This window comes from Pseudomonas sp. PvP089 (assembly GCF_017875165.1).
Taxonomy (GTDB): Bacteria; Pseudomonadota; Gammaproteobacteria; order Pseudomonadales; family Pseudomonadaceae; genus Aquipseudomonas; species Aquipseudomonas fortuita.
The window spans coordinates 1777763-1799075 of sequence record NZ_JAGGME010000001.1 but is presented as its reverse complement, the minus strand read 5'-3'; the positions used below and the strand labels follow the sequence as shown (position 1 = coordinate 1799075).

Here is a 21313-nt window from a genome sequence, read left to right as displayed (position 1 = left end):
GCATGACAAAGGTCAGCAGATGGCGGTTCTGCCCTCGATCTGACTGCCCGTCACATCTCGAACTCGGCCGCCAGCGCCGCACGCACGCAATACAGCACACCCTCCGGCACCCGGGCCCCGAACTGGGGCGCAATGGCCGACACCGGCGGCAGTTCGCCCTCGCCATCCAGGAAGGCGTCCTGTACTTCCATCAGCAGGTCTTCCGGCAGGTCGAGGGCCTGGTCAAGGCTAAGCTCCTGGCGGCCCAACGCCTCGGCCAGCAGGCTATACACGTTCTTCTCGCTGCAGTTGAGCTGCCCGGCGATCTGCGCCGGGGTCATGCCGGCCCGGGCCAGGCTGACCAGTTCGTGGCGCAGGTCGAGTACCACTTTCGGCGCCTCTTCGGTGCCACCGCTGTTGTTCAGTACCTCGAGGAACGCCTGGCCATAACGCTCCAGCTTGCGCGCCCCCACACCGCTGACCTGGGCCATATCGCTGAGGCTGACCGGCTGGCTGCGCAGCATTTCCAGCAGCGTCGAGTCGGGGAAGATGACATAGGGCGGCACACTGTGCTCCTCCGCCAGCTTGCGCCGCAGGGTACGCAGCGCTTCCCACAGCTCGCGCTCCTCGGCACGCACCAACTGGCTGGCCGGGCTGCCACCGCTGGACGATGAGGTCTTGGCCGTGGTCTGCGGCTTGAGGTCGCGACGCAGTTGCAAGGTCACCTCGCCGCGCAGCAGTGGCCGGCAGCTGTCGGACAGGCGCAGGCCGCCATAGCCCTCCAGGTCGATGTCGACCAGCCCACGCGCCACCAGCTGGCGGAACAACGAACGCCACTCGACCTCGGCCAGGCCCTTGCCGACGCCGAACACCGACAGCTTCTCGTGGCCGAAATTGCGCACCTTCTCGTTGTCCTTGCCCAACAGCACATCGACCAGGTGGCCGACACCATAGCGCTGGCCAGTGCGGAAAACCGCCGACAGCGCCTGACGGGCCGGCTCGGTGGCGTCCCAGGTCTGAATGTTGTCGACACAGTTGTCGCAGTGCCCGCACGGCTGCTCGAGGATTTCATCGAAATAGGCCAGCAACGACTGGCGGCGGCAGCGGGTCTCTTCGCACAACGCCAGCATGGCGTCGAGCTTGTGCTGCTCGATGCGCTTGTGGCGCTCGTCTCCTTCGGAGTTCTGCAGCATCTGCTTGAGCATGACCATGTCCTGCAGGCCGTAGGCCATCCAGGCATCGGATGGCAAGCCGTCCCGGCCGGCACGGCCGGTTTCCTGGTAATAGGCCTCAAGCGACTTGGGCAGGTCGAGGTGGGCAACGAAGCGCACGTTGGGTTTGTCGATACCCATGCCGAAGGCAATGGTGGCGACCATGATCAACCCTTCCTCATTGAGGAAGCGGTGCTGGTTGGCAGAACGGGTCTCGGCAGCCAGGCCGGCATGATAAGGCAATGCCGGGAAACCCTGATCACAGAGGAAGGCTGCCGTTTCGTCGACCTTCTTGCGCGACAGGCAGTACACAATGCCCGCGTTGCCGCGGCGCTCGCCAAGGAAGGCCATCAGCTGCTTGCGCGGCGCTTCCTTGGGTACGATGCGATAGAAGATGTTCGGCCGGTCAAAGCTCGACAGGAAGCGCTCGGCGCCTTGCAGGTGCAGGCGCTGGACAATCTCTTCGCGGGTGCGCATATCGGCGGTGGCGGTCAGCGCAATGCGCGGCACATGCGGGAACAGCTCGGCCAATTGCCCCAGTTGCAGGTATTCGGGGCGGAAATCGTGGCCCCACTGCGACACGCAGTGCGCCTCGTCGATGGCAAACAGCGAGATGTCCAGATCGCGCAGGAAATCGAGCATGCGCGGCTGCACCAGGCGCTCCGGCGCCAGGTACAGCATCTTCACTTCGCCACGGCGCAGGCGCCCGGCCAGTTCACGCTGCTGCTCCGCCGTCAGGGTAGAGTTCAGCGCGGCAGCCGACACGCCCAGTTCGTCCAGCGTGGCGACCTGGTCGTCCATCAACGCAATCAGCGGTGAGACCACCACCGTCAGGCCCGGGCGCAGCAGCCCCGGCACCTGGAAACACAGCGACTTGCCGCCACCAGTGGGCATCAGCACCAGGGCATCGCCGCCATTGGCCACGCATTCGATGATTGCTGCCTGGCGCCCACGGAAACTGTCGTAGCCGAAGATGTCCTTGAGAACGCGCTGAGCCTGTTCGAGCATGTGCAACTCCACAAATCGCCGTACCACCCTGCATACAGGCTGGACGAAAAACCCGCTCCGCACACGCCAAATGCGTAAGCGGTTTTTGCCAGGGGCCGATAAAATCTGCCCCTGCATGAAAAATCGCGGAGTATACCGCAGCACCGCACTGCACAGGGCACCATGGTGATAGACGTTCCCTTTACCCCGCTACCCTTGCTTGGTGCTAGAATTCGGTATCGTTTATTCCCCAAGGTAGCCCTGTAATGTCCTTCGCCGAGCAACTGACCCGCCTGCAAGCCTTCCTCGACGCCGACGAGCTGCACGAAGAGGCGCTGGACTACGTCGCCGCCCACGGCTACCTGACCGCCCTGTCGATCAACGCCGAGGACGTGCCCGAGCGCGAATGGATCGACGCCTTGTTCGCCGAAGAGCCGCACTACGCCAGCGAGGCCCAGCGCACCGAGATCGAAGCCACCCTGGTGGCGTTGAAAGCGCACATCGCCCGCCAGCTGGCCAGCGACGAAGAATTCGACCTGCCATGCGACCTCGACCTGACCGACGAGCCGGATGATTCCGACCTGCGCGGCTGGTGCATTGGCTTCATGGAAGGCGTGTTCCTGCGTGAAGAGGCCTGGTTCGAGAACGCCGAAGAAGAAGTCAGCGAAATGTTGCTGCCGATCATGGTGGGCTCGGGCCTGTTCGACGAACAGCCAGAGTTCGCCGACATCGCCAGCAACGCCAACCTGCAGGATGACATGATCGTCCAGATCCCCGAGGCGCTGAGCGCATTGTTCCTGCTGCTGCACGCCCCTGACGAAAAACCGGCGCTGCTCAAGCCACGCCACCACTGAGTCGCCTGTGCGCTACCTGCTGCTGGCCATCGGCTGGCTCAGCGTTGCGCTGGGGGTGTTGGGGATATTCCTTCCGGTATTGCCCACCACCCCTTTCCTGCTTTTGGCGGCAGCCTGCTTTGCCCGCAGTTCGCCGCGCTTTCACCACTGGCTGGTCCATCACCCGAAGCTCGGGCCATGGATCCGCGACTACCTCAGTGGTGAAGGCATCCCCCTCAAGGGCAAGGTCTACGCCATCGGCCTGATGTGGGCCAGCATTGGCCTGTCGTGCTATCTGGTGCCCCTGTTCTGGGCACGCGCCTTCATGTTGACCAGCGCTGTATTGGTAAGCCTCTATATCGTCAGGCAGAAAACCCTGCACACACCGAAGTGACATTTTTTTGTCGCCAAATATCACTTTCGCCTAACGGTCGTTTTCTTTATCCGAAATGGTTCTGGAACCACACAAAAGCCTTGTATTCATTGGCTTTCTTGCCTTTTCGCGCGCTTGCCAGCACAAAGTTTCGCTGCCCTTGTTAGACAATATATGTCTTATATTGCTATTTTATATGAAGAAATCTTCTTATCTATCGCGTTGAATGTACTTAGCTGTGTTGTTAAAAACCTGCAACACTATACGCGATAATTTTATCGTCATTTTTTTGGCGAGCAGCAGGATCAATTCCAGGATCAGGGAGATGTACCATGCGCGTTTTGAACCCCATCACCAGTGCATTACTGTTGGCCCTGGCGAGTGCCAACGTACAGGCGATGTCGATCACCGAGGCCGTCCAGAGCGCCGTGGACTACCACCCGCAGGTAAGCTCCAACCGTAACAGCAAGCTGTCGGCCGATGAAGACGTCAAGTTTGCGCGTGGTGGCTACTACCCTTCCGTGGATTTGGTTGCTGGCTATGGCCGCCAGCGTTCGGACAATGCCACCACCCGTGCCGAGGGTAACCACAACAAGGAAACCCTCAACTACACCCAGTCCGAGCTACGCCTGCGGCAGATGATTTTCGACGGTTTCAACACCGCGAACGAAGTGGGCCGCACCGAAGCGGTTTCTACCTCCCGCGCCTACTACACCCAGGCAGTTGCCCAGGATGTCGCCCTGCGTGCGATCGAGGTATACCTGGAAGTGCTCAAGCGCCGTGAGCTGGTAACCCTGGCCAAGAACAACCTGCAAGCCCACCTGCGCGTCAACGACCAGATCGGCCTGCGTAACGAGCGCGGCGTTGGCAGCACCGCCGACCTCGACCAGTCCCGCGCCCGTCGCGCCCTGGCGGAAAACAACCTGGATACCGCCGAAGTGGACCTGGCCGATGCCGAGGCCAACTTCTTCAGCGTGATCGGCCGTGCCCCGGACGAACTGGAAAGCCCGCCGACCATCAAGGGCGAGGTGCCTGAGACCCTCGACGGCGCGCGCGACAGCATGCGCCAGAACAACCCCTACATCAAATCGGCACAGGCTGACGTCAACGCCGCCGAGCAGCAATACGAAGTGGGCAAGTCGACCTTCTACCCGCGCTTCGACGCCATTCTTGCAACCGGTGCCAACAACAACACCGGTGGCGAAAAAGGCCACAACAACAACGATTGGCAGGCCGGCGTAGAGATGAACTACAACCTGTTCCGCGGCGGCAGCGACAAGGCCCGCCTGCAGTCTGACGCGCACAAGATCAACCAGGCCCTGGACATCCGCAACAACGCCCTGCGTGAGCTGACCGAAAACCTGAGCCTGGCGTGGAACGCCATGAACAATGCCAGCAAGCAGCTGCCTACCGCGCGTGAATACGCCGAGACCACCAAGCGCGTGCGCGCCGCTTACCAGGACCAGTTCGGCCTGGGCCAGCGTACCCTGCTGGACGTGCTTGACAGTGAAAACGAGCTGTACAACGCCGACCGCCGTTACACCGAAGTCCGCTACACCGAGGAATTCTCGCGCTACCGCGTGCTGGCGACCATGGGTGAGCTGTTGAGCAAACAGCGTATTTCGCTGCCGCCAGAGGCGCTGGCTACCACGGAAGTGCGTACCGAGGCGCGTCTACCTGAGATGCGTTGATCGGCTTCAAGTTCTGGGGGCCGCTTTGCGGCCCTTTCGCCGGCAAGCCAGCTCCCACAGGTACTGCATAGGCTTCAAACTTTGTGCAGTTGCCTGTGGGAATAAAAGCATGAGCCTTGACACTGTAACTGTGGGAGCTGGCTTGCCGGCGATAGGGCCCTCACGGGCACCTCAACCCTCACCATGGTTACGCTGGAACGTCTCCACCCCCATGGCCCTGATCTGCCCCTCGATCAACGCCTCGAACGGCGCCAGCAGCGCATCGAAGCTGGCAGGTTGCTCCAACGCATTCAAAGCCCCCACCACTGCCTCTATGGTCGATAGCGCCCCCGCCTCCGGCGCCTTGCGCAGCCGATACCGCGAAGGCGCGACTGCCCCCAGCGTCACCCGCGGCAACCCTTCCAGCAGCGGGTTCATGTACAGCAGCTTGCGCGCCTTGCGCCAGGTGCCGTCGGGCACGATCAGCAGCAACGGCGTGTCATCGACCTTGCCATAGGCTGTCAGCACCTGAGCGTCATCGCCCGGGAACAGCAAGGCCGGCCGGTAACCAGGCGTTGCCAGCAATTCACCCAGATCATCGAATACCTCGCCCACCCGCAGCTCGGCGTTGTTCAGGCCAAGGGCAGCAAGGCGCGCAGTGTTCAGGGCATGGGCGGTTTCACTGGGGTGCTGCAGCAGGATGACGCGGGTGCGGCTGTCGAGCGCGGGGATCAGTGGGCAGAGGCAATGGTCGAGCGGGCGCTGGCAGCGCTCGCAGCGGGGTCTGGGCATGGGGTTCTCCTTGGCGGGAACAGTGTGCCACAGAACCGGGGCCCGCTTTGCGGCCCCAGCGATCTCAGCGGTTGAAGCGCTCTGCCAGGCTGTGCAGGTACTCCGCCATGCGCTCCAGGTCCTGGCTGATTTCTGCACCCTGCCTGGCCTGCCCGGCACTCTGGTCACACAGCTGGGCAATTCTCACGATCTGCTGGTTGATGTCCTCGGCCACATGGCTTTGCTGCTCCGACGCCGTCGCCATCTGCTGGCTCATGCCGGTGATGCGGCTGACCGCCTGGGCAATCCCGCTCAACGCCGTCTGCACCGCCTCGACGCTGTGCACGCTGTCCCGCGAGATCTGCTCACCCCGGCTGGCGGTGCTAACCGCCCGTTCCGCGCCCGCGCGCAACGAAGCAATGATGTGGTGAATCTCGTCGGTCGATGCACGGGTACGTTGTGCCAGCGAACGCACTTCATCGGCCACCACGGCAAAACCCCGCCCCTGCTCACCCGCGCGCGCCGCCTCGATGGCAGCGTTGAGCGCCAACAGGTTGGTCTGCTCGGCAATCGAGGTAATCACATCGACCACGCTGCCGATGGACTGGGTCTGCTCGGCCAGGGCATTGACCGCCTGACCGATGTCGTTGACGGCATCGCTCATACTGCCCATGGCCTTGAGGCTCTGCAGCGCGAGCTCGCTGCCATGCTGCGCCAGTTGGTCGGCATCGCCAGCCGCATGCGCCGTGCTCTGCACGTTGTGAGTGACCTGCTGGATGGTTGCGGCCATTTGCGCAATGGCCGTGGCCGACTGGTCGGTCTCGCTGCGCTGGCGGTCAAGCATCTGCGCCTGGGCATCGGACAAATCTGAGGACTGCGCAGCCCGCGACTTTACCCCGACGCCAGCGTCCACCAGGCGGGTCAGGGCTGTTTGCAAGCGCGCTTCCTCGCTGATGATGGCCAGGTCAAGCTGGCCCTGCAGGCCCGGGTTGTCGCTGTAGGTCAGCGCCACCAGCGGGCTGGTGAAGGCTTTGGGATGCTCGGCCAACGTGCGGCGGATGGCCTGGTTCTGCCGGTGCTCGACGAGGTACCAGGCCAACAGCAGGCTGGCCATCAGCACCCCAAGCGCTGCATAGGCCGGCAGCCACAAGTAACCGCCTGCCGATACCAGACCTGCGGCTATCAACGGCCAGCCATGGGCTAACCCGTGCCCCAGCCGCGCCGCCCAGGGCACAGCTGCGCGGTCGGCCCGCAGGCGCGCATACAGCGCCTCGGCGCGGCGGATCTGCTCACGCGTGGGCACCGAGCGCACCGACTCGTAACCACTGATGCGGCCCTGCTCGTAGATGGCCGTGACGTAAGCGCTGACCCAGTAGTAATCACCATTCTTCGCCCGGTTCTTGACCACCCCCATCCACGGCTTGCCCTGCTTGATCGTGTCCCACATATGCCCGAACACCGATGCAGGCATGTCAGGGTGACGCACCAGGTTGTGCGGTTGGCCGACCAGCTCGTCATAGGTAAATCCGCTGATCGCCACGAAGGCTTCGTTGCAGTAGGTGATGCGGCTGTTGAGGTCAGTCGTGGAAATCAGGCGTTGATCGCTTGAGAAGGTTCTTTCGTGCTCAGTGACGGGCAAATTCATGCGCATCGGGGCGATCCTTGCAGGATGAAATAAGGGGAAAATCATCAGCGCAAGTTGATATGTAGCAGAGCGCTATCAGGTTAGCGGTCAGCTTTTGCCGGAATTTAACGTCGCCCGACGGAATGCATGAATGCGTCGCTGCTCAGCCCACGTTCAACTGGCTTTTCAACAGATCACGGAAGGTCTGGATCAGCGGTTCACGGCTACGCCCACGGCGAATGATCAGCGAGAACGGCGCCTGGTAGCCAAAGGTGGACGGCGACAACACGCGCAAATCCCCCTTGTCGACCCAAGCCTGGGCATAGTGCTCGGGCAAGTACCCGATATAGGCGCCGGACAGGATCAGGATCAACTGCGCTTCCATACTCTCCACCGTCGCCGCGCTGTGCTTGAAGCCATGCCGGGCCAGCTCGGCCTGGCTCCAGTAGCCGCGCCCGACCATGCGCTGCTGCGTCACTACCGGCTCGGGGATGCGCCGCTCGGTATACAACGGGTGGCGGCTGCTGCAATACAGCCAGTGCTGTTCACGGTACAACGGCTGGTAGAGCAGGCCGCTCATGCGCGAGGAGAACGCACCGATGGCCAGGTCCAGTCGGTTGTCCTGCACGCCCAGTTGCAGCTCGTAAGGGCTGGACACCGACAGGTGCAGGTGCACCGCCGGGTGCTCCTGGCTGTAGGCGCCGATGGCTTCGGCCAACGGCAAGGCCCGGTCGCCGACCGTGGAGTCGATAACCCCGAGGTTGAGGGTGCCACGCAACTCGCCCTTGAGGGCAGCGGCATACTGCTCGAAGCCATCCAGTTCGGCCAGTAGCCGCAGGGTCTCCTGGTGGAACAGCTCGCCCTTGCTGGTCAGGCTGAAACCGCCACGGCCGCGGTGGCACAGCACGATGCCCAGCGCGCCCTCCAACTGGCTCATGTAGGTGCTGATGGCCGAGGTCGACAGGTTCAACTCGCGCTGGGCGTTGGCGAAGCCCTGGTGGCGCACCACGCTGACAAAGATGCGCAGCAGTTTCAGGTCGGGCAAGGTCGAGGCCATGGTGCAACGGTTCCGCAGGTGTATTTGCGCGCAGTCTAACCGCTCTGCCCGTCTTTAGTTCAGAAATTCCTGAACTAAGTATTTGTCGGTAGCGATTCTTCCCCGGCACTACCTTCAGCAGACTTGGCCGAAATGTCCCTGCCCGCCGGCAAAACCACACGTGAGAGGCGCGCGGCGGCACAGGTTCGAACAAACACAACAATCGACCGACTGATGAGGCCCACCGTGGACAAGACTCTCCACCAACCACTGGGCGGCAACGAAATGCCGCGTTTCGGCGGCATCGCCACCATGCTCCGTCTCCCCCACCTGCAAAGTGCCCAAGGCCTGGATGCTGCCTTCATCGGCGTGCCCCTGGACATCGGTACCTCGCTGCGTTCCGGCACCCGTTTCGGCCCGCGGCAGATCCGCGCCGAGTCGGTGATGATCCGCCCCTACAACATGGCCACCGGGGCCGCACCGTTCGACTCGCTATCGGTGGCCGACATCGGTGACGTGGCGATCAACACCTTCAACCTGCTGGACGCCGTACGCATCATCGAAGAAGCCTACGACGAAATCGTCGAGCACAATGTCATCCCGATGACCCTGGGCGGCGACCACACCATCACCCTGCCGATCCTGCGGGCGCTGCACAAGAAGCACGGCAAGATCGGGCTCGTGCACATCGACGCCCACGCCGACGTCAACGACCACATGTTCGGCGAGAAGATCGCCCACGGCACCACCTTCCGCCGCGCCGTGGAAGAAGGCCTGCTCGATTGCGACCGTGTGGTACAGATCGGCCTGCGCGCCCAGGGCTACACCGCCGATGACTTCAACTGGAGCCGCCGCCAGGGCTTCCGCGTGGTCCAGGCCGAAGAGTGCTGGCACAAGTCGCTGGAACCGCTGATGGCCGAAGTGCGGGAAAAGGTCGGCGGCGGCCCGGTGTACCTGTCGTTCGACATCGACGGCATCGACCCGGCCTGGGCGCCCGGTACCGGCACCCCGGAAATCGGCGGCTTGACCACCATCCAGGCGATGGAGATCATTCGCGGCTGCCACGGCCTGGACCTGATCGGTTGTGACCTCGTCGAAGTCTCCCCGCCTTACGACACCACCGGCAATACCTCGCTGCTCGGTGCCAACCTGCTGTTCGAGATGCTCTGCGTGCTTCCGGGCGTCGTGCGTCGTTAACACCGCTACACCCCGGCAGGAGCCATGAGGGAGGGCCACAGAGGCCCGCCAACAACACGACAAGACCGCCGGCGGCCGTGGCCGCCCGCGTGGTCGATCTCGCCATAATAAAGATAATCGGGAGAACCCCAATGGCCTTGGACATCATTGTTGTAATGATCTACACCGCCGGCATGCTCGGGCTTGGCTGGTACGGCATGCGACGTGCAAAAACCCATGAAGACTACCTGGTAGCCGGGCGCAACCTGGGCCCTGTGCTGTACATGGGCACCATGGCCACCACCGTGCTTGGTGGTGCTTCTACCGTGGGCACCGTGCGCCTGGGCTACGTCCATGGCATCTCCGGCTTCTGGCTATGCGCGGCCCTTGGCCTGGGCATCATCGCCATCAACCTGTTCCTGGCCAAACCGCTGCTGCGCCTGCGCATCTTCACCGTGACCCAGGTGCTTGAGCAACGCTACAACCCGACCGCACGCCAAGCCAGCGCCGTGATCATGCTGGCCTATGCGCTGATGATCGGCGTCACCTCGACACTGGCCATGGCCACCGTATTGCAGGTGCTGCTGGACCTGCCCTTCTGGGCTTCGCTGCTGCTCGGCGGCGGTGTGGTGGTGCTGTACTCCACCATTGGCGGCATGTGGTCGCTGACCCTTACCGACATCGTCCAGTTCGTGATCAAGACAGTCGGCCTGATGTTCATCCTGTTGCCCGTGTGCCTGTACAAGGCAGGTGGCTGGGACACCTTGGTGGCCAAGTTGCCAGCGGCCAGCTTCCAGCTGACCACCATTGGCTGGGACACCATCATCACCTACTTCCTGATCTACTTCTTCGGCATCCTCATTGGCCAGGACATCTGGCAGCGGGTGTTCACTGCGCGTGACGAAAAGGTTTGCCAGCGTGCCGGTACCGTCGCCGGTGTGTACTGTGTGGTGTACGGCCTGGCCTGCGCCGCCATCGGCATGGCCGCGCATGTGCTGATGCCCGACCTGGCCAACCCGAACAATGCCTTTGCCGAGATGATCAAGAGCACCCTGCCCGATGGCATCCGTGGCTTGCTGATGGCCGCGGCCCTGGCGGCCATGATGTCCACCGCCAGCGCCGGCCTGCTGGCGGCCTCGACCACTGTGACCGAGGACCTGCTGCCCAAGCTGCGTGGCGGCAAGCAGTCGAGCCTGGGCATGAGCCGCCTGTTCACCCTGCTCACCGGCCTGGTGGTGCTGGGCATCGCGCTGATGGTCAACGATGTGATCAACGCGCTGACCCTGGCCTATAACCTGCTGGTCGGCGGCATGCTGATCCCGCTGATCGGGGCGATCTTCTGGAAGCGTGCAACCACCGCTGGCGCGATTGCCAGCATGTCGCTGGGCTTTGCCACCGCGCTGCTGTTCATGTTCAAAGACGGGCTGGAGGCCAATACGCCGATCTACTACAGCCTGGCGATCGGCTTGGTGAGCTTTGTGGCGGTTAGCCTGATGTCTCGCAAAACAGTCGGTGCGGTGAATCTGGCCTGACATTAGCCTCAAGCCCTATCGCCGGCAGGGATAACACTAAACTCCAAGACACAAAAAAGGCCGCAGCACCCACCCAGGTGCTGCGGCCTTTGTCTTATATCAGCGGCGACGCGGCTGGCGTTTGCGCTGCTCTTCATCAGTCGGGATCGGCACCGGCTGCAAGGGTGGTGGAATCAGCCCCAGGGCGACCGCCAGGTCGTGGAGCCAGTTGGACAGTGGTTTATTCATAATGCCCCCTTGACGGGTCAGCCTCACGGCGAATCAATCCTGGGATGGTTCATACAGATCATAGCCTGATGTCCTGTATTACGCATGCCTATGCTCTTACAGATAAGGGCCATTTTGACGCGGATCAAGCCCTGGCGCCGCATTCCGACGACTGGTTAATCGTTTCGCTTTGTTGCAAGTCGATCCATGCCTGCAGATTCGCCCCACGCATGCCCTGACGCCACATCAGCCAGGTGACCGCCTGATCGAACGGCTGCTGCAGCCGGTGCACCCTCACCCGGTCACGCCCAGGCAGGCTGTCGAGCATCGATTGGGCCATCATCGCCACGCCTGCGCCCGCGATCACGCAGGCCAGCATGCTCTGGTACGACTCGATCTCCATCACCCGGCCCATGGGCGTGTGGGCATGGGCATACCACGCCTCCAGACGCATGCGGTAAGAACAGCCCTGGCGGAAAGTGAACACCGCCTTGCCCGCCACATCCCTGGCGGTTTGCACCGCCGGGTGCTCGGGGCTGGTGATCAGCACCAGTTGTTCCTCGCACAACGGCACGCCATCCAGCCCGGCCAGGTTCGGCGGGCCATCCACCAGGGCAGCGTCCAGGGTGTGGCCAAGCAGGCCCTCCAGCAGCTCGCCGCTGGGCGCTGCGCGCACCTGCAGGTTTACTGCGGGGTAGGCCTGGTGATAACGCGCCAGCAACGCTGGCAGGTGGGTGGCAGCCGTGCTGTACATGGTCCCCAGCACGAAGTCGCCGGCCGGCTCGCCGCCGCGTACAGCGGCCAGCGCCTCGTCGCGCAAGGCCGACAGGCGGTTGGCGTACTCCAGCAGCACCTTGCCCGCCGGCGACAGCTGCAGCCGTTGGCGCTCGCGCAGGAACAACTCGACACCCAGTTGCTCCTCAAGCTGGCGAAGGCGCGTGGACAGGTTGGACGGCACCCGATGCAGGCGCTCTGCAGCACGGGTGACTGAGCCTTCCTCGGCCACAGCCTGAAAGATACGCAGCTGGCTGAATTCCACAGCATTCTCCAAAACAGAACAACTTGATCATCATTATTCAATTTTATTGAAAATTAAACCACCCTAACCTGCCAGTCATCGCTTAATTCCACGCAGGAGACCTGTCATGTCGCCACTCACTCAACTGTTGGCCAGCGCCGTGGCGTTGATGATGGCCATGGGCATCGGCCGTTTCGCCCTCACACCGCAACTGCCGCACCTGATCGCCGAAGGCCAGTTCGATCTGACGGTCGCCGGGCTGGTCGCGGCCGCCAACTACCTGGGCTATTTCATTGGCGCGGTGGACGCCATGTTCGCTCGCACACCCGGCCAGGTGCGCCTGCGCCTGCACGGCGGGCTGTGGCTGTGCGTACTGCTGACCCTGGCCTCATGGGCCGCCGACGGTTTCTGGAGCCACCTGCTGCTGCGCTTTGGCACCGGCGTGGCCAGTGCCTGGGTGCTGGTGATGATCACCAGCCTCAGCCAGCAGGTAGCCAACGCCCACAACCGCCAACGGCTGGGTGCCTTGGTGTTTGCAGGCCCCGGCCTGGGCATTGCCCTGACCGGGCTGTTGGCACTGCTGGCGCATCTGCTGGGGCTGGGTTCGGCAGCACTGTGGTTGATCTACGCCGTGGCTGCGCTGGTGATGCTGCTGGCCGTACGGCCTTGGCTGCCACGCGCGCTGCAAGCTGCCCCCACTCCCTCGCCAGCGCACCCGGGCCCGGCCCGCAGCGCCGGCATTGGCCGCCTGGCGCTGGTATATACGCTGTACGGCGTGGGTTACATCCTGCCGGCCACTTTCCTGTCGCAAATGGCCAACCAGCAGTTCCGCGGGCAGTGGATGGCCGACCTGTTCTGGCCGGCGTTTGGCCTGGCGGCAGCGCTGGGGGTGGTGCTGGTGAGCTTGCGCCGTAACGGGCGCACCTCGGCCTGGCTGACCGCCACCCTGTGGTTGCAAGGGCTGGGCGTACTGGCCTGCCTGGTGGGCGGCGGGATCGGGTTGGCGCTGGGTGTGGTGCTGTGTGGCGGGCCGTTCCTGGCCTGCATGCAATTGGTGATGCAACGCTCGCGGGAGCTGGCCCCGCATGCCACACAGCGCAATGCCGGGCTGCTGACTGCGTGCTTTGCCCTGGGGCAGTTGAGCGGGCCGTTGCTGGCGGCGGTCAGCAGCCATTACAGCGGCGGCCTGCAGCCGGCGTTGATGCTGGCGGCGATGGGGCTGGGGCTGGCGGGCGTGCTGGTGATCTCCAGCGGGCAGCGTATTCAAGGTTGCCAGGCGGCAACCCGCTCAGCCTGATTAACTGGTTTTGCCTGTACCGGCCCTATCGCCGGCACAGGCAACCTTCAACCCACCAGCTTGCGCAATTGTTGCTTCACCCAAGGCTCGGCACTCACCAGAACCACGCCCAGCAACACCAACAGCGCGCCGATCACGAAATTGACGCTTAGCGGCTCGTCCAGCAGCAGCACCCCAAAGGTCACCCCGAACAGCGGTGTAATGAACGAAAACACCGCCAGGTTGGACGCCAGGTACTTGCGCAGCAACCAGAACCAGGTCAGGTAGCTGATGAACGACACCACAATGCCCTGGAACAGCACACTGCCCATCGCCAAGGGTGTCAGCGATACAGCGCCGATCTGCCCGCTAAGCAAGGCAATCAGCAACAGGCCTGCAAACCCCACCGCCAGCTGATAGAACAAGGTCAAGGTAGCCGGTGCTTCCGACAGCCGCGAGCAGCGCACCACGACTGTAGTAGCGCCCCAGGCCAGCCCGGCGATCACGCCAAAGGCATCACCCAGCAGCATGCGTCCATCCATTTCCTCGAACGACATGCCGCCAGCAAACGCCATGGCAATGCCACCGAAGGCCAACAGAATGCCCAGCCACTGCAACAACCGCAGGCGCTCGCTGGGCAGCCGAAAGTGCAGGCCCAACGCGGTAAAAACCGGCGCGGTGTAGAGGAACACGGACATGTGCGCCGCCGACGTCAGCTTCAGGCCCTCGGCAATGAACAGGAATTCCACGCCAAATAACCCGCCCGCGAGCAACCCGGCCCGCCAGGTGATGCCAACCTGCTCCCAGCCACCGCGCCAGCACAGCATCAGCGCCACCAGCACAGCGGCAATGCCATTGCGCAGCGCAGCCTGCATCACCGGCGCAATGTCGACCGCGGCGGTCTTGATCAGCACCTGCTGGCAACCCCAGATCAGGCACAGCCCCAGCATCACCTGAAAGGCAAAGGCGTCTGGGTTCTTGCGGACCGCGCTCATAGGCGGGCCTCAGGGGTGTTCGCAGGCATGGGCATAGGCTCGGCAGTCTTCAGAAGCTACCGATTATCGGGCTTCCCTACCCGCTGTTGCCAGCCTCAAAACGACCTCAAGCGATCTGCGCCTTCGAAGACACCTGTTCGAAGGTGGCTTCATCCAGCGCATCCGCCTGTTCGTCCAGCACCTGGCGCGGGTGTTCGAAGCCCGGGATGCTGCTGTCGATCAGGCTCAGCAAGCGTAAACCACGCTCGGTCAGCACAAAGTTTTCGCCATTGCCGCCCTCTTCTTCAGGCCGGCTTTCGATGAAGCCACGCTCGAACAGCAGCTTTTCATACTCACAAGCGTGGGTTTTAAGGTGATCCAGATCCCCCACCGGCTCACCCTTGGCGGCCTGGGCCGCGGCGTGCTGTTCGGCATAGGGGCGTGGCGTAAAGCTATGACCGGCGCCGTTCTGCACTTCGTGCAGCAAACGTTCGATCAGGTCCCAATCGTAAGCGATGCTCATGGCTACGGGCTCCTGCTGTGGACGGAAGGGGTACACAGGTTGGGACCTGCCGACGCAAGCGGTGTTCCGAAAGATGAAGGCTGGATGGATGCCACGGTCTGAAGCCGCGTAGGTAGCAATAGACAGAAACCATTTGCTGCCTCGCCTGGTGTAGTTTATAAACTACATTCACTCGATGAAGAAAATCGAATCCAGCAGTTTCAGGCATTGGGTGACCGGACTACGGGACTTAAGCGCCAGAGCCCGAATCATTTCTCGGATCAACCGGTTGATGGAGGGTCTGCCGGGCGACGTATCTCCGGTAGGCCATGGCGTGAGTGAGCTCAAAATTCACTATGGTCCCGGCTATCGGGTGTACTTCCATCAGACGGGCAGCACCTTCGTCATTCTGCTCTGTGGCGGCGACAAAAGCAGTCAAAAGCGAGACATCAAGGTTGCCCACCAGATTCTGCGTTCGTGGAGGATGCAAAATGACTGAAACCTTCTCTGAATTCGATCCTGCCGCGTACCTCACTACACCTGAAGCAATCGCGCAGTTCATGACCGATGCACTTGAAACCGGCGATGCCAGCTATGTCGCTAAAGCTGTCGGCGTGGTTGCACGTGCCAAGGGCATGAGCGAACTGGCGAAAGAGACGGGGCTGTCCCGAGAGCAGCTTTACAGGTCATTCAGCGAGCATGGCAACCCCACGCTGAAGTCGTTTCTGACCGTGATGAAGGCATTGGGAATAGACATGACGGCGCGGCCTCACCTCGCTGGCTGACAACGCATCTGCGCCATCGGTCGCCAAGGTTGAACTTGCTTGCCGCCGCATCGTTCCACCGCGCATAGCCACCGCTAGAGGTAAAAAGGATGAAACCGCTGCTGCCGATTACCTGCGTCATTGTCCTGTCCTGCGCCCTGCCCGCCTGGGCCTGCACACCGGAAGAAGCCACGCAGAAACGTGAAGAGCTGGCCGGGTTGGTTACCCAGTTGACCGAGCAGAACCCGCAGAAGGCGAAGGAGATCAACGACGAGCTTCAAGGGATGGATCTAGGAACGGCGAGCAAGGACTTGCCCGACAAGTGTCAGCTGATAGACCAGCGGATCAAGGAACTGAAAACGGCGGAGAAGAAGGCCGATTGATTGACGGGTTGCCTTCGATAGCTCCAACGCCGGCAAGCCAGCTCCCACAGGTCCGCTGAATTCAGCGTCTGTGGTTTCCCTGTGGGAGCTGGCTTGCCGGCAATAGGGCCTTGATCGCTACTTATTCAGCAGCAGGCTTGCGCTTTTTCAGCGGCGCCAGGCCGTCAGCGCTGGCCAGCGGTGCGTTGGCCCGCGGTTTGGCGGTTGGTTTGCGCTTGGCGGCCGCTTTCTTATCGCCGGTTTTCTTATCAACTTTCTTCTTCTTGGCGCCAACAGCCTTGCCCGAGGCCTTGACCTTCTTCGGCCCGCTGTAGGTGCCTTTCACTTCCTTGATGACACGGCGCTCGAACTGCTGCTTGAGGTAGCGTTCGATGCTCGACATCAGGTTCCAGTCGTTGTGGGTAATCAACGAGATCGCCAGGCCTTCGCCACCGGCACGGCCGGTACGGCCCACGCGGTGCACGTACTCGTCACCGCTACGAGGCATGTCGAAGTTGATCACCAGGTCCAAGCCGTCGATGTCCAGGCCGCGAGCCGCCACGTCGGTAGCCACCAGCACCTTGGAGCTGCCCTGCTTGAAGCGCTCGATGGCCAGCTTGCGGTCTTTCTGGTCCTTTTCGCCGTGCAGCACGAAAGCCTTCACGTCCTTGGCCACCAGGTGACCGTAGATACGGTCGGCCATGGCGCGGGTGTTGGTGAAGATGATCGCCTTGTCGAAGGTTTCGTTGGCCAGCAGCCACTGCACGATGTGCTCTTTGTGCTGGTCGTGGTCGGCGGTGATGATCTGCTGGCGGGTGCCCTCGGCCAGCTGCGAGACGCTGTTGAGCATCAGGTGCTCAGGGTCTTTCAGCACCTTGCCGATGATGTCGCGCAGGGCCGCGCCACCGGTGGTGGCGGAGAACAGCAGGGTCTGTTCGCGGTTTTCGCACTCCTTGCACAGTCGCTCCATGTCTTCGGCAAAGCCCATGTCCAGCATGCGGTCGGCTTCGTCGAGGATAAGCACCTGCACGTGGGACAGGTCAAGGTTGCCGGCGTTGAGCTGCTCAAGCAGGCGACCCGGGGTGCCGATCAGCACGTCCGGCACCTTGCGCAGCATGGCGGCCTGTTCCTTGAAGTCCTCGCCGCCGGTAACCAGGCCCGCCTTGATATAGGTGAACTGCGAGAACAGCTCAACCTGCTTCAAGGTTTGCTGGGCCAGCTCGCGGGTCGGCAGCAGGATCAGCGCACGGATCTCGACGCGCCCGCCTTTCAGGTCAACCAGGCGGTTGAGCAGCGGCAGCACGAAGGCCGCCGTTTTGCCACTGCCGGTCTGCGCGGTCACGCGCAGGTCGCGCCCTTGCAGGGCCAGGGGGATGGCCGCGGCCTGCACCGGGGTTGGCTCGACAAATTTAAGCTCGGCCACGGCTTTAAGCAGGCGTTCATGCAGGGCGAATTGGGAGAACACGGAGGTAACCTCAGGCAAGTGCGGGAAATTCAGTTGCATAGGGTAACGTTTTCTGCCGCCTTAGCCGAATTTCTTTTGGCAACTTTGTCGCCATCCGCGCTCTAATGGCCCTTCGTTTCGCAACAAGACTGTATGCAAGCCCATGGATATACAACGAATCTGGCGTGACTCCCTCGACCTGTGGGGCACCCTCGACCAACACCCGATGCTGCACGCCGCCATTGGCCTGGCGGTGCTGCTGCTGATTTCCCTCATCCTCGGCCGCCTGGCGCGCTTCCTGATGCTGCATGGCGCCCGCCTGCTGGCCCGCCAGCCCGCGCTGAAATGGCTGGATGACCTGCGCCACAACAAAGTGTTCCACCGCCTGGCGCAAACCACGCCGTCGCTGGTGATCCAGTTCGGCCTGAAGCTGGTGCCGGAGCTGTCCGACACTGCCCAGCACTTCCTGGGCAACGTGGCCCTGGCCTTTACCCTGCTGTTCATGACCATGGCGCTGTCGTGCCTGCTGGATGCCCTGCTCGACATCTACGCCCGCACCGAACACGCCCGCACCCGCTCGATCAAGGGCTATGTGCAACTGGCCAAGATGATGCTGTGGATCTTCGCCTCCATCGTCATCGTCGCCACCTTGATCGACCGCTCGCCGTTGCTGCTGCTGTCGGGCCTGGGTGCCATGTCGGCGGTGCTGCTGTTGGTGTACAAGGACACCCTGCTGTCGTTCGTCGCCAGCGTGCAACTCACCAGCAACGACATGCTGCACGTGGGTGACTGGATCGAAATGCCGCAGGTGGGTGCCGATGGCGACGTGGTGGACATTACCCTGCACACGGTGAAGGTGCAGAACTTCGACAAGACGATTGTCTCCATCCCCACCTGGCGCCTGATGAGCGAGTCGTTCCGCAACCGTGGTCTATAACCGCGGATAATATACTACCTACGCCACAGACCCCGTAAACCCTGGCCTCATAGATAGTACACATACTACCAATTCATATACTATCTGCCACCCTCCTGCGTAACCCCTTTCCCGCCCAGCCCGCGCCTTGAGCCCCATTCCGCTTCCCCCTGTGGGCAAGATCCGCGCTCAATATCCGTTGCTATTCTCGCAGTTGATTTCGCGATGACGCGTAGTTACGTCATGCTTGTCAGCAGCAGTAGCCGTGAGCAATCCGCTCCAGGGTCTGGACGACCAGACGATTGCCAGCCTCCTCACGTGCAAGCTCCAGCGCAGAGCAACCTTCAAATGCGGCCCGAGGCTGCGACAACCAAACGGCAGCTTTGGCTCTGTCACCAAACACCTGCTCAGCCCGCAGCCAGAGGCGCTCAATCCGATCCATAGATGCCCTCCCAGCCCTTGGTGTTGGTCGTCCAAAATCGCTCAACCCGAGCTAGCTAGGCGTGACATACGATGCCAGACCTAAGTAAATTCCTGCATTTCCCGCTCACTTGAACACCTTCTGAAAACCAGCACCGCCTCACTGGTAAATTCTGAGAAAATGAGACAGCGCAAACCCACATCCTGAAGTTCACTCCTTTCAAACTCCAGCTCAGGCAGGAACATCAATGAACGAAGCCTAGATTTTCCTTCCCATTACTTGCCGCCCAGTCGCATATCACATAACAACTGTTCATGGTGTGGACTATCAAGTAGCCCCGCCGCTCTTCAGTCTTCATAATTATTGATGTGCAAATTGTCGAGCCATCAGTAAACCGCTTACGGTCGTCGCCAAAAATCACGCCGATCATGTACGCCTCCCCCTCCCCGTACTGCACAGAGGAAAGATAGGCCGTTACGGTCACGTCGAACTGCGTGTCCATGGCTTTTGCGACACCGCTCGGTATCGCGGCGCAGTCACTCCAAGCCGGCTTATTGGTAAACGGCGGAACTCTAAGCTTACTCACCCTGAAAATTTCCTTTAATAGTTACTGCCCCGACGTCAAAACCGGTCACCCGACTGAGCACTGCTTCTCAGCGCAGAGAAACGAATATTGGAGCTTGCGGCCCCATTGCACGACCAGGGAGGAAAGCGGCACCTGCAGGCGTTAAAGATCGTGCACCAGCAATCCTGCGGCACTTCGAATGTCGGGATTTTTCAGCGCGGCCACCGCAGGCTGACTCACATATTTGCGTCCACCACGGCCGGCAAGCACCACCAAGACATCCCCGGTTTCAAACAGGCAGCCGTAGAATTCTCGCTCGTAATCGGTCACAAGACCGTCCCCCGCGGGAATGCATTCTCGGTTATCAAAGACCACGTTGTGGGCGTAGAGAATGGTGGGCTGACGCCCCTCCCCTTCGATCTCAGCGCGCATGCCCTCGGCCAGCAAAACATCCAGCAACAACCACTGCCTCACCACACAAACTGCACGGTCGGAAAAGTCCTTTTGAACGATGCTAATGAGGTCGCCATCGCTGAGGCTCGACCCATTAAGATTCCGTGCCTCCCCGTACAGGATGTCTGCAATTAGAACTGATTCCACCGCCTTCCTCGCTTACTCCAACGCACAGCTAAACCGCCTCGACATGATGATTCGGACAAGAAAAGATCAATTTTCATCGTTGATGGATAGCTAACGGGCCACACAGAGTGCGGGCCGAGGCTTGCCACACGGTGACGCTACTCATTTACGATTTAGAGATATATTGAAGAGCCCCCTCCGGGCCAGGGCCTGCGGTCAGAGGGCTACCCCCAATTACAGCCGAAGCTGACAGAGCCACCTGATTCCCACAGCGATGAATATATACATTTGAGTGAGCGCACGCAAACGCGGCATACCCTCCGCTTTTATCAGGGCGGATGAAATGAGTCTTCGAGATGCCTTTGCGGCCGTGCTCCAGCTTTTGCGAGAGCAGCAGCAGCTTTCGCAATACGATGTCGCTGGAGGTGTGACTCAGTCACACATCAGTCGACTGGAAGGCTTGAAATCCAATGCCACTCTGGAAACCAGCCAAGAGCTCGCGAAAGCGCTGAACTTGCATCCGATCGCTTTCCTGGCGCTCGTGCACGCAGCTGATGAGCAGAAAACCGCGAGGCAGATTCTGGAGCAGGCGCTCGACCAGTTGGAGCGCATGGAGCTGATCGATGCGCCACTCCCCACCGAGCCAGTCAAGCAAGCACATCCTCGCACCAGGAGCGCTGAGGCAGTTTTGTTGAAGGTGCAGGCGCTGAAGGCTGAGGGCAAGACTCAATCAGAGGCCATGGCGTTGCTGGACTTACCTAGATCCACTCTGAGCCGTTACTGGAGAAAATGCTAACCCTCTCTCGACCTGTCCGCTTCAAGCGCGGCCAGCCAAGCGTAGTAGCCGTATGGATGCACTCTGAGGAGTGGGCCTGCGACCCTTAAAGTATTGATGCCCAAAAGAGCCACGCCCAGCCTGCTGGCGAGCTCCTCTGCAGCAGCAGATGCCAAAGATCAGGCCCGTGCCACTGTGATCAGCACACCCTCAACCTAGCCAAACTTCGCATCCCTAGCACAAAGTATTAAAGCAGCAAGGAACGATGATAGAGCGCTTGCACCCAAATTCGAAGCCTTGCTATCCTGCTGACGAGGG

General features: G+C 61.5%; 22 protein-coding genes and 1 pseudogene. 11 read left to right on the top strand and 12 right to left on the bottom strand.

Features of this window, described 5'->3' with window-relative positions; genetic code table 11:
• Positions 1-50: 50 nt before the first annotated feature.
• Positions 51-2198 carry a DNA helicase RecQ gene (recQ, locus tag J3A71_RS08365; RefSeq protein ID WP_016488530.1) on the bottom strand — a complete coding sequence of 716 codons (2148 nt, stop codon included), beginning with the start codon at positions 2196-2198 and terminating at the stop codon, positions 51-53.
• A gap of 245 nt (positions 2199-2443) precedes the next feature.
• Here recQ and J3A71_RS08360 point away from each other — a divergent pair, with 245 nt between their 5' ends.
• The 3 genes from J3A71_RS08360 (at position 2444) to J3A71_RS08350 (ending at position 5074) form a co-directional block, all read left to right on the top strand.
• Positions 2444-3031: a YecA family protein gene (locus tag J3A71_RS08360; protein WP_010955200.1), complete on the top strand. Its 588-nt coding sequence runs from the start codon at positions 2444-2446 to the stop codon at positions 3029-3031.
• 7 nt (positions 3032-3038) lie between these two features.
• The gene (locus J3A71_RS08355; protein WP_016488531.1) at positions 3039-3404 is read left to right on the top strand and encodes a YbaN family protein; all 366 of its coding nucleotides are present in this window, start codon (positions 3039-3041) and stop codon (positions 3402-3404) included.
• Positions 3405-3715: 311 nt separating this feature from the next.
• A complete protein-coding gene (locus tag J3A71_RS08350; RefSeq protein WP_016488532.1) occupies positions 3716-5074 on the top strand; it encodes a TolC family outer membrane protein in 1359 nt (452 codons plus the stop codon).
• A gap of 171 nt (positions 5075-5245) precedes the next feature.
• On the opposite strand, the gene J3A71_RS08345 is transcribed toward J3A71_RS08350, so the two are convergent.
• The 3 genes from J3A71_RS08345 to J3A71_RS08335 all read right to left on the bottom strand — a co-directional run bounded on the left by J3A71_RS08345 (position 5246) and on the right by J3A71_RS08335 (position 8505).
• Complete coding sequence (locus J3A71_RS08345) at positions 5246-5845, bottom strand: DTW domain-containing protein (protein ID WP_016488533.1); 600 nt, start codon at positions 5843-5845, stop codon at positions 5246-5248.
• A 64-nt stretch (positions 5846-5909) separates the two neighbouring features.
• Positions 5910-7475, bottom strand: coding sequence for a PAS domain-containing methyl-accepting chemotaxis protein (locus tag J3A71_RS08340; RefSeq protein WP_060519145.1), 1566 nt, complete (start codon positions 7473-7475; stop codon positions 5910-5912).
• 136 nt (positions 7476-7611) lie between these two features.
• On the bottom strand, positions 7612-8505 hold the full coding sequence (locus J3A71_RS08335; protein WP_016488535.1) for a LysR family transcriptional regulator: 894 nt from the start codon (positions 8503-8505) through the stop codon (positions 7612-7614).
• 225 nt (positions 8506-8730) lie between these two features.
• Here J3A71_RS08335 and speB point away from each other — a divergent pair, with 225 nt between their 5' ends.
• Positions 8731-9681, top strand: a complete 951-nt coding sequence (speB, locus tag J3A71_RS08330; protein WP_016498452.1) for an agmatinase — start codon at positions 8731-8733, stop codon at positions 9679-9681.
• A gap of 131 nt (positions 9682-9812) precedes the next feature.
• Positions 9813-11192, top strand: coding sequence for a sodium:solute symporter (locus J3A71_RS08325; protein ID WP_016488537.1), 1380 nt, complete (start codon positions 9813-9815; stop codon positions 11190-11192).
• Between the two features lie 99 nt (positions 11193-11291).
• Here the strand turns inward: J3A71_RS08325 and J3A71_RS31670 are convergent, their stop codons facing one another.
• Positions 11292-11420, bottom strand: coding sequence for a PA1414 family protein (locus tag J3A71_RS31670; protein ID WP_009683677.1), 129 nt, complete (start codon positions 11418-11420; stop codon positions 11292-11294).
• 124 nt (positions 11421-11544) lie between these two features.
• On the bottom strand, positions 11545-12438 hold the full coding sequence (locus J3A71_RS08320; protein ID WP_016488538.1) for a LysR family transcriptional regulator: 894 nt from the start codon (positions 12436-12438) through the stop codon (positions 11545-11547).
• A gap of 106 nt (positions 12439-12544) precedes the next feature.
• Here J3A71_RS08320 and J3A71_RS08315 point away from each other — a divergent pair, with 106 nt between their 5' ends.
• Positions 12545-13714, top strand: a complete 1170-nt coding sequence (locus J3A71_RS08315) for an MFS transporter (RefSeq protein ID WP_096426616.1) — start codon at positions 12545-12547, stop codon at positions 13712-13714.
• Between the two features lie 47 nt (positions 13715-13761).
• Here the strand turns inward: J3A71_RS08315 and J3A71_RS08310 are convergent, their stop codons facing one another.
• Both J3A71_RS08310 and J3A71_RS08305 read right to left on the bottom strand, forming a co-directional pair.
• Complete coding sequence (locus tag J3A71_RS08310) at positions 13762-14688, bottom strand: DMT family transporter (protein WP_016488540.1); 927 nt, start codon at positions 14686-14688, stop codon at positions 13762-13764.
• A 106-nt stretch (positions 14689-14794) separates the two neighbouring features.
• Complete coding sequence (locus J3A71_RS08305) at positions 14795-15190, bottom strand: hypothetical protein (protein ID WP_016498447.1); 396 nt, start codon at positions 15188-15190, stop codon at positions 14795-14797.
• Positions 15191-15365: 175 nt separating this feature from the next.
• Between J3A71_RS08305 and J3A71_RS08300 the strand changes: the two genes are divergently transcribed.
• From J3A71_RS08300 to J3A71_RS08290, 3 genes are all read left to right on the top strand, one after another.
• Positions 15366-15668: a type II toxin-antitoxin system RelE/ParE family toxin gene (locus J3A71_RS08300; RefSeq protein ID WP_016488542.1), complete on the top strand. Its 303-nt coding sequence runs from the start codon at positions 15366-15368 to the stop codon at positions 15666-15668.
• Positions 15661-15954, top strand: a complete 294-nt coding sequence (locus J3A71_RS08295; RefSeq protein WP_016488543.1) for an addiction module antidote protein — start codon at positions 15661-15663, stop codon at positions 15952-15954. Before J3A71_RS08300 ends, J3A71_RS08295 begins: the two co-directional genes overlap by 8 nt.
• Before the next feature lie 89 nt (positions 15955-16043).
• Complete coding sequence (locus tag J3A71_RS08290; RefSeq protein ID WP_096426618.1) at positions 16044-16316, top strand: hypothetical protein; 273 nt, start codon at positions 16044-16046, stop codon at positions 16314-16316.
• Between the two features lie 121 nt (positions 16317-16437).
• Here J3A71_RS08290 and J3A71_RS08285 read toward each other — a convergent pair whose 3' ends face one another.
• Positions 16438-17799 (bottom strand): DEAD/DEAH box helicase, encoded by a 1362-nt coding sequence (locus J3A71_RS08285; protein ID WP_023047768.1) that lies wholly within the window; start codon positions 17797-17799, stop codon positions 16438-16440.
• A gap of 103 nt (positions 17800-17902) precedes the next feature.
• Between J3A71_RS08285 and J3A71_RS08280 the strand changes: the two are divergent.
• Positions 17903-18670, top strand: a pseudogene (locus J3A71_RS08280) (mechanosensitive ion channel family protein); the annotation flags it as partial.
• 235 nt (positions 18671-18905) lie between these two features.
• On the opposite strand, the gene J3A71_RS08275 reads toward J3A71_RS08280, so the two are convergent.
• The 3 genes from J3A71_RS08275 to J3A71_RS08265 form a co-directional block, all read right to left on the bottom strand.
• Positions 18906-19097: an MbcA/ParS/Xre antitoxin family protein gene (locus J3A71_RS08275; protein WP_054902834.1), complete on the bottom strand. Its 192-nt coding sequence runs from the start codon at positions 19095-19097 to the stop codon at positions 18906-18908.
• Positions 19098-19320: 223 nt separating this feature from the next.
• The gene (locus J3A71_RS08270; protein ID WP_054902835.1) at positions 19321-19662 is read right to left on the bottom strand and encodes a hypothetical protein; all 342 of its coding nucleotides are present in this window, start codon (positions 19660-19662) and stop codon (positions 19321-19323) included.
• 141 nt (positions 19663-19803) lie between these two features.
• Positions 19804-20241, bottom strand: a complete 438-nt coding sequence (locus J3A71_RS08265; protein ID WP_054902836.1) for a hypothetical protein — start codon at positions 20239-20241, stop codon at positions 19804-19806.
• Between the two features lie 322 nt (positions 20242-20563).
• On the opposite strand from J3A71_RS08265, the gene J3A71_RS08260 reads away from it, so the two are divergent.
• The gene (locus J3A71_RS08260) at positions 20564-21016 is read left to right on the top strand and encodes a helix-turn-helix domain-containing protein (protein WP_054902837.1); all 453 of its coding nucleotides are present in this window, start codon (positions 20564-20566) and stop codon (positions 21014-21016) included.
• Positions 21017-21313: the final 297 nt, after the last annotated feature.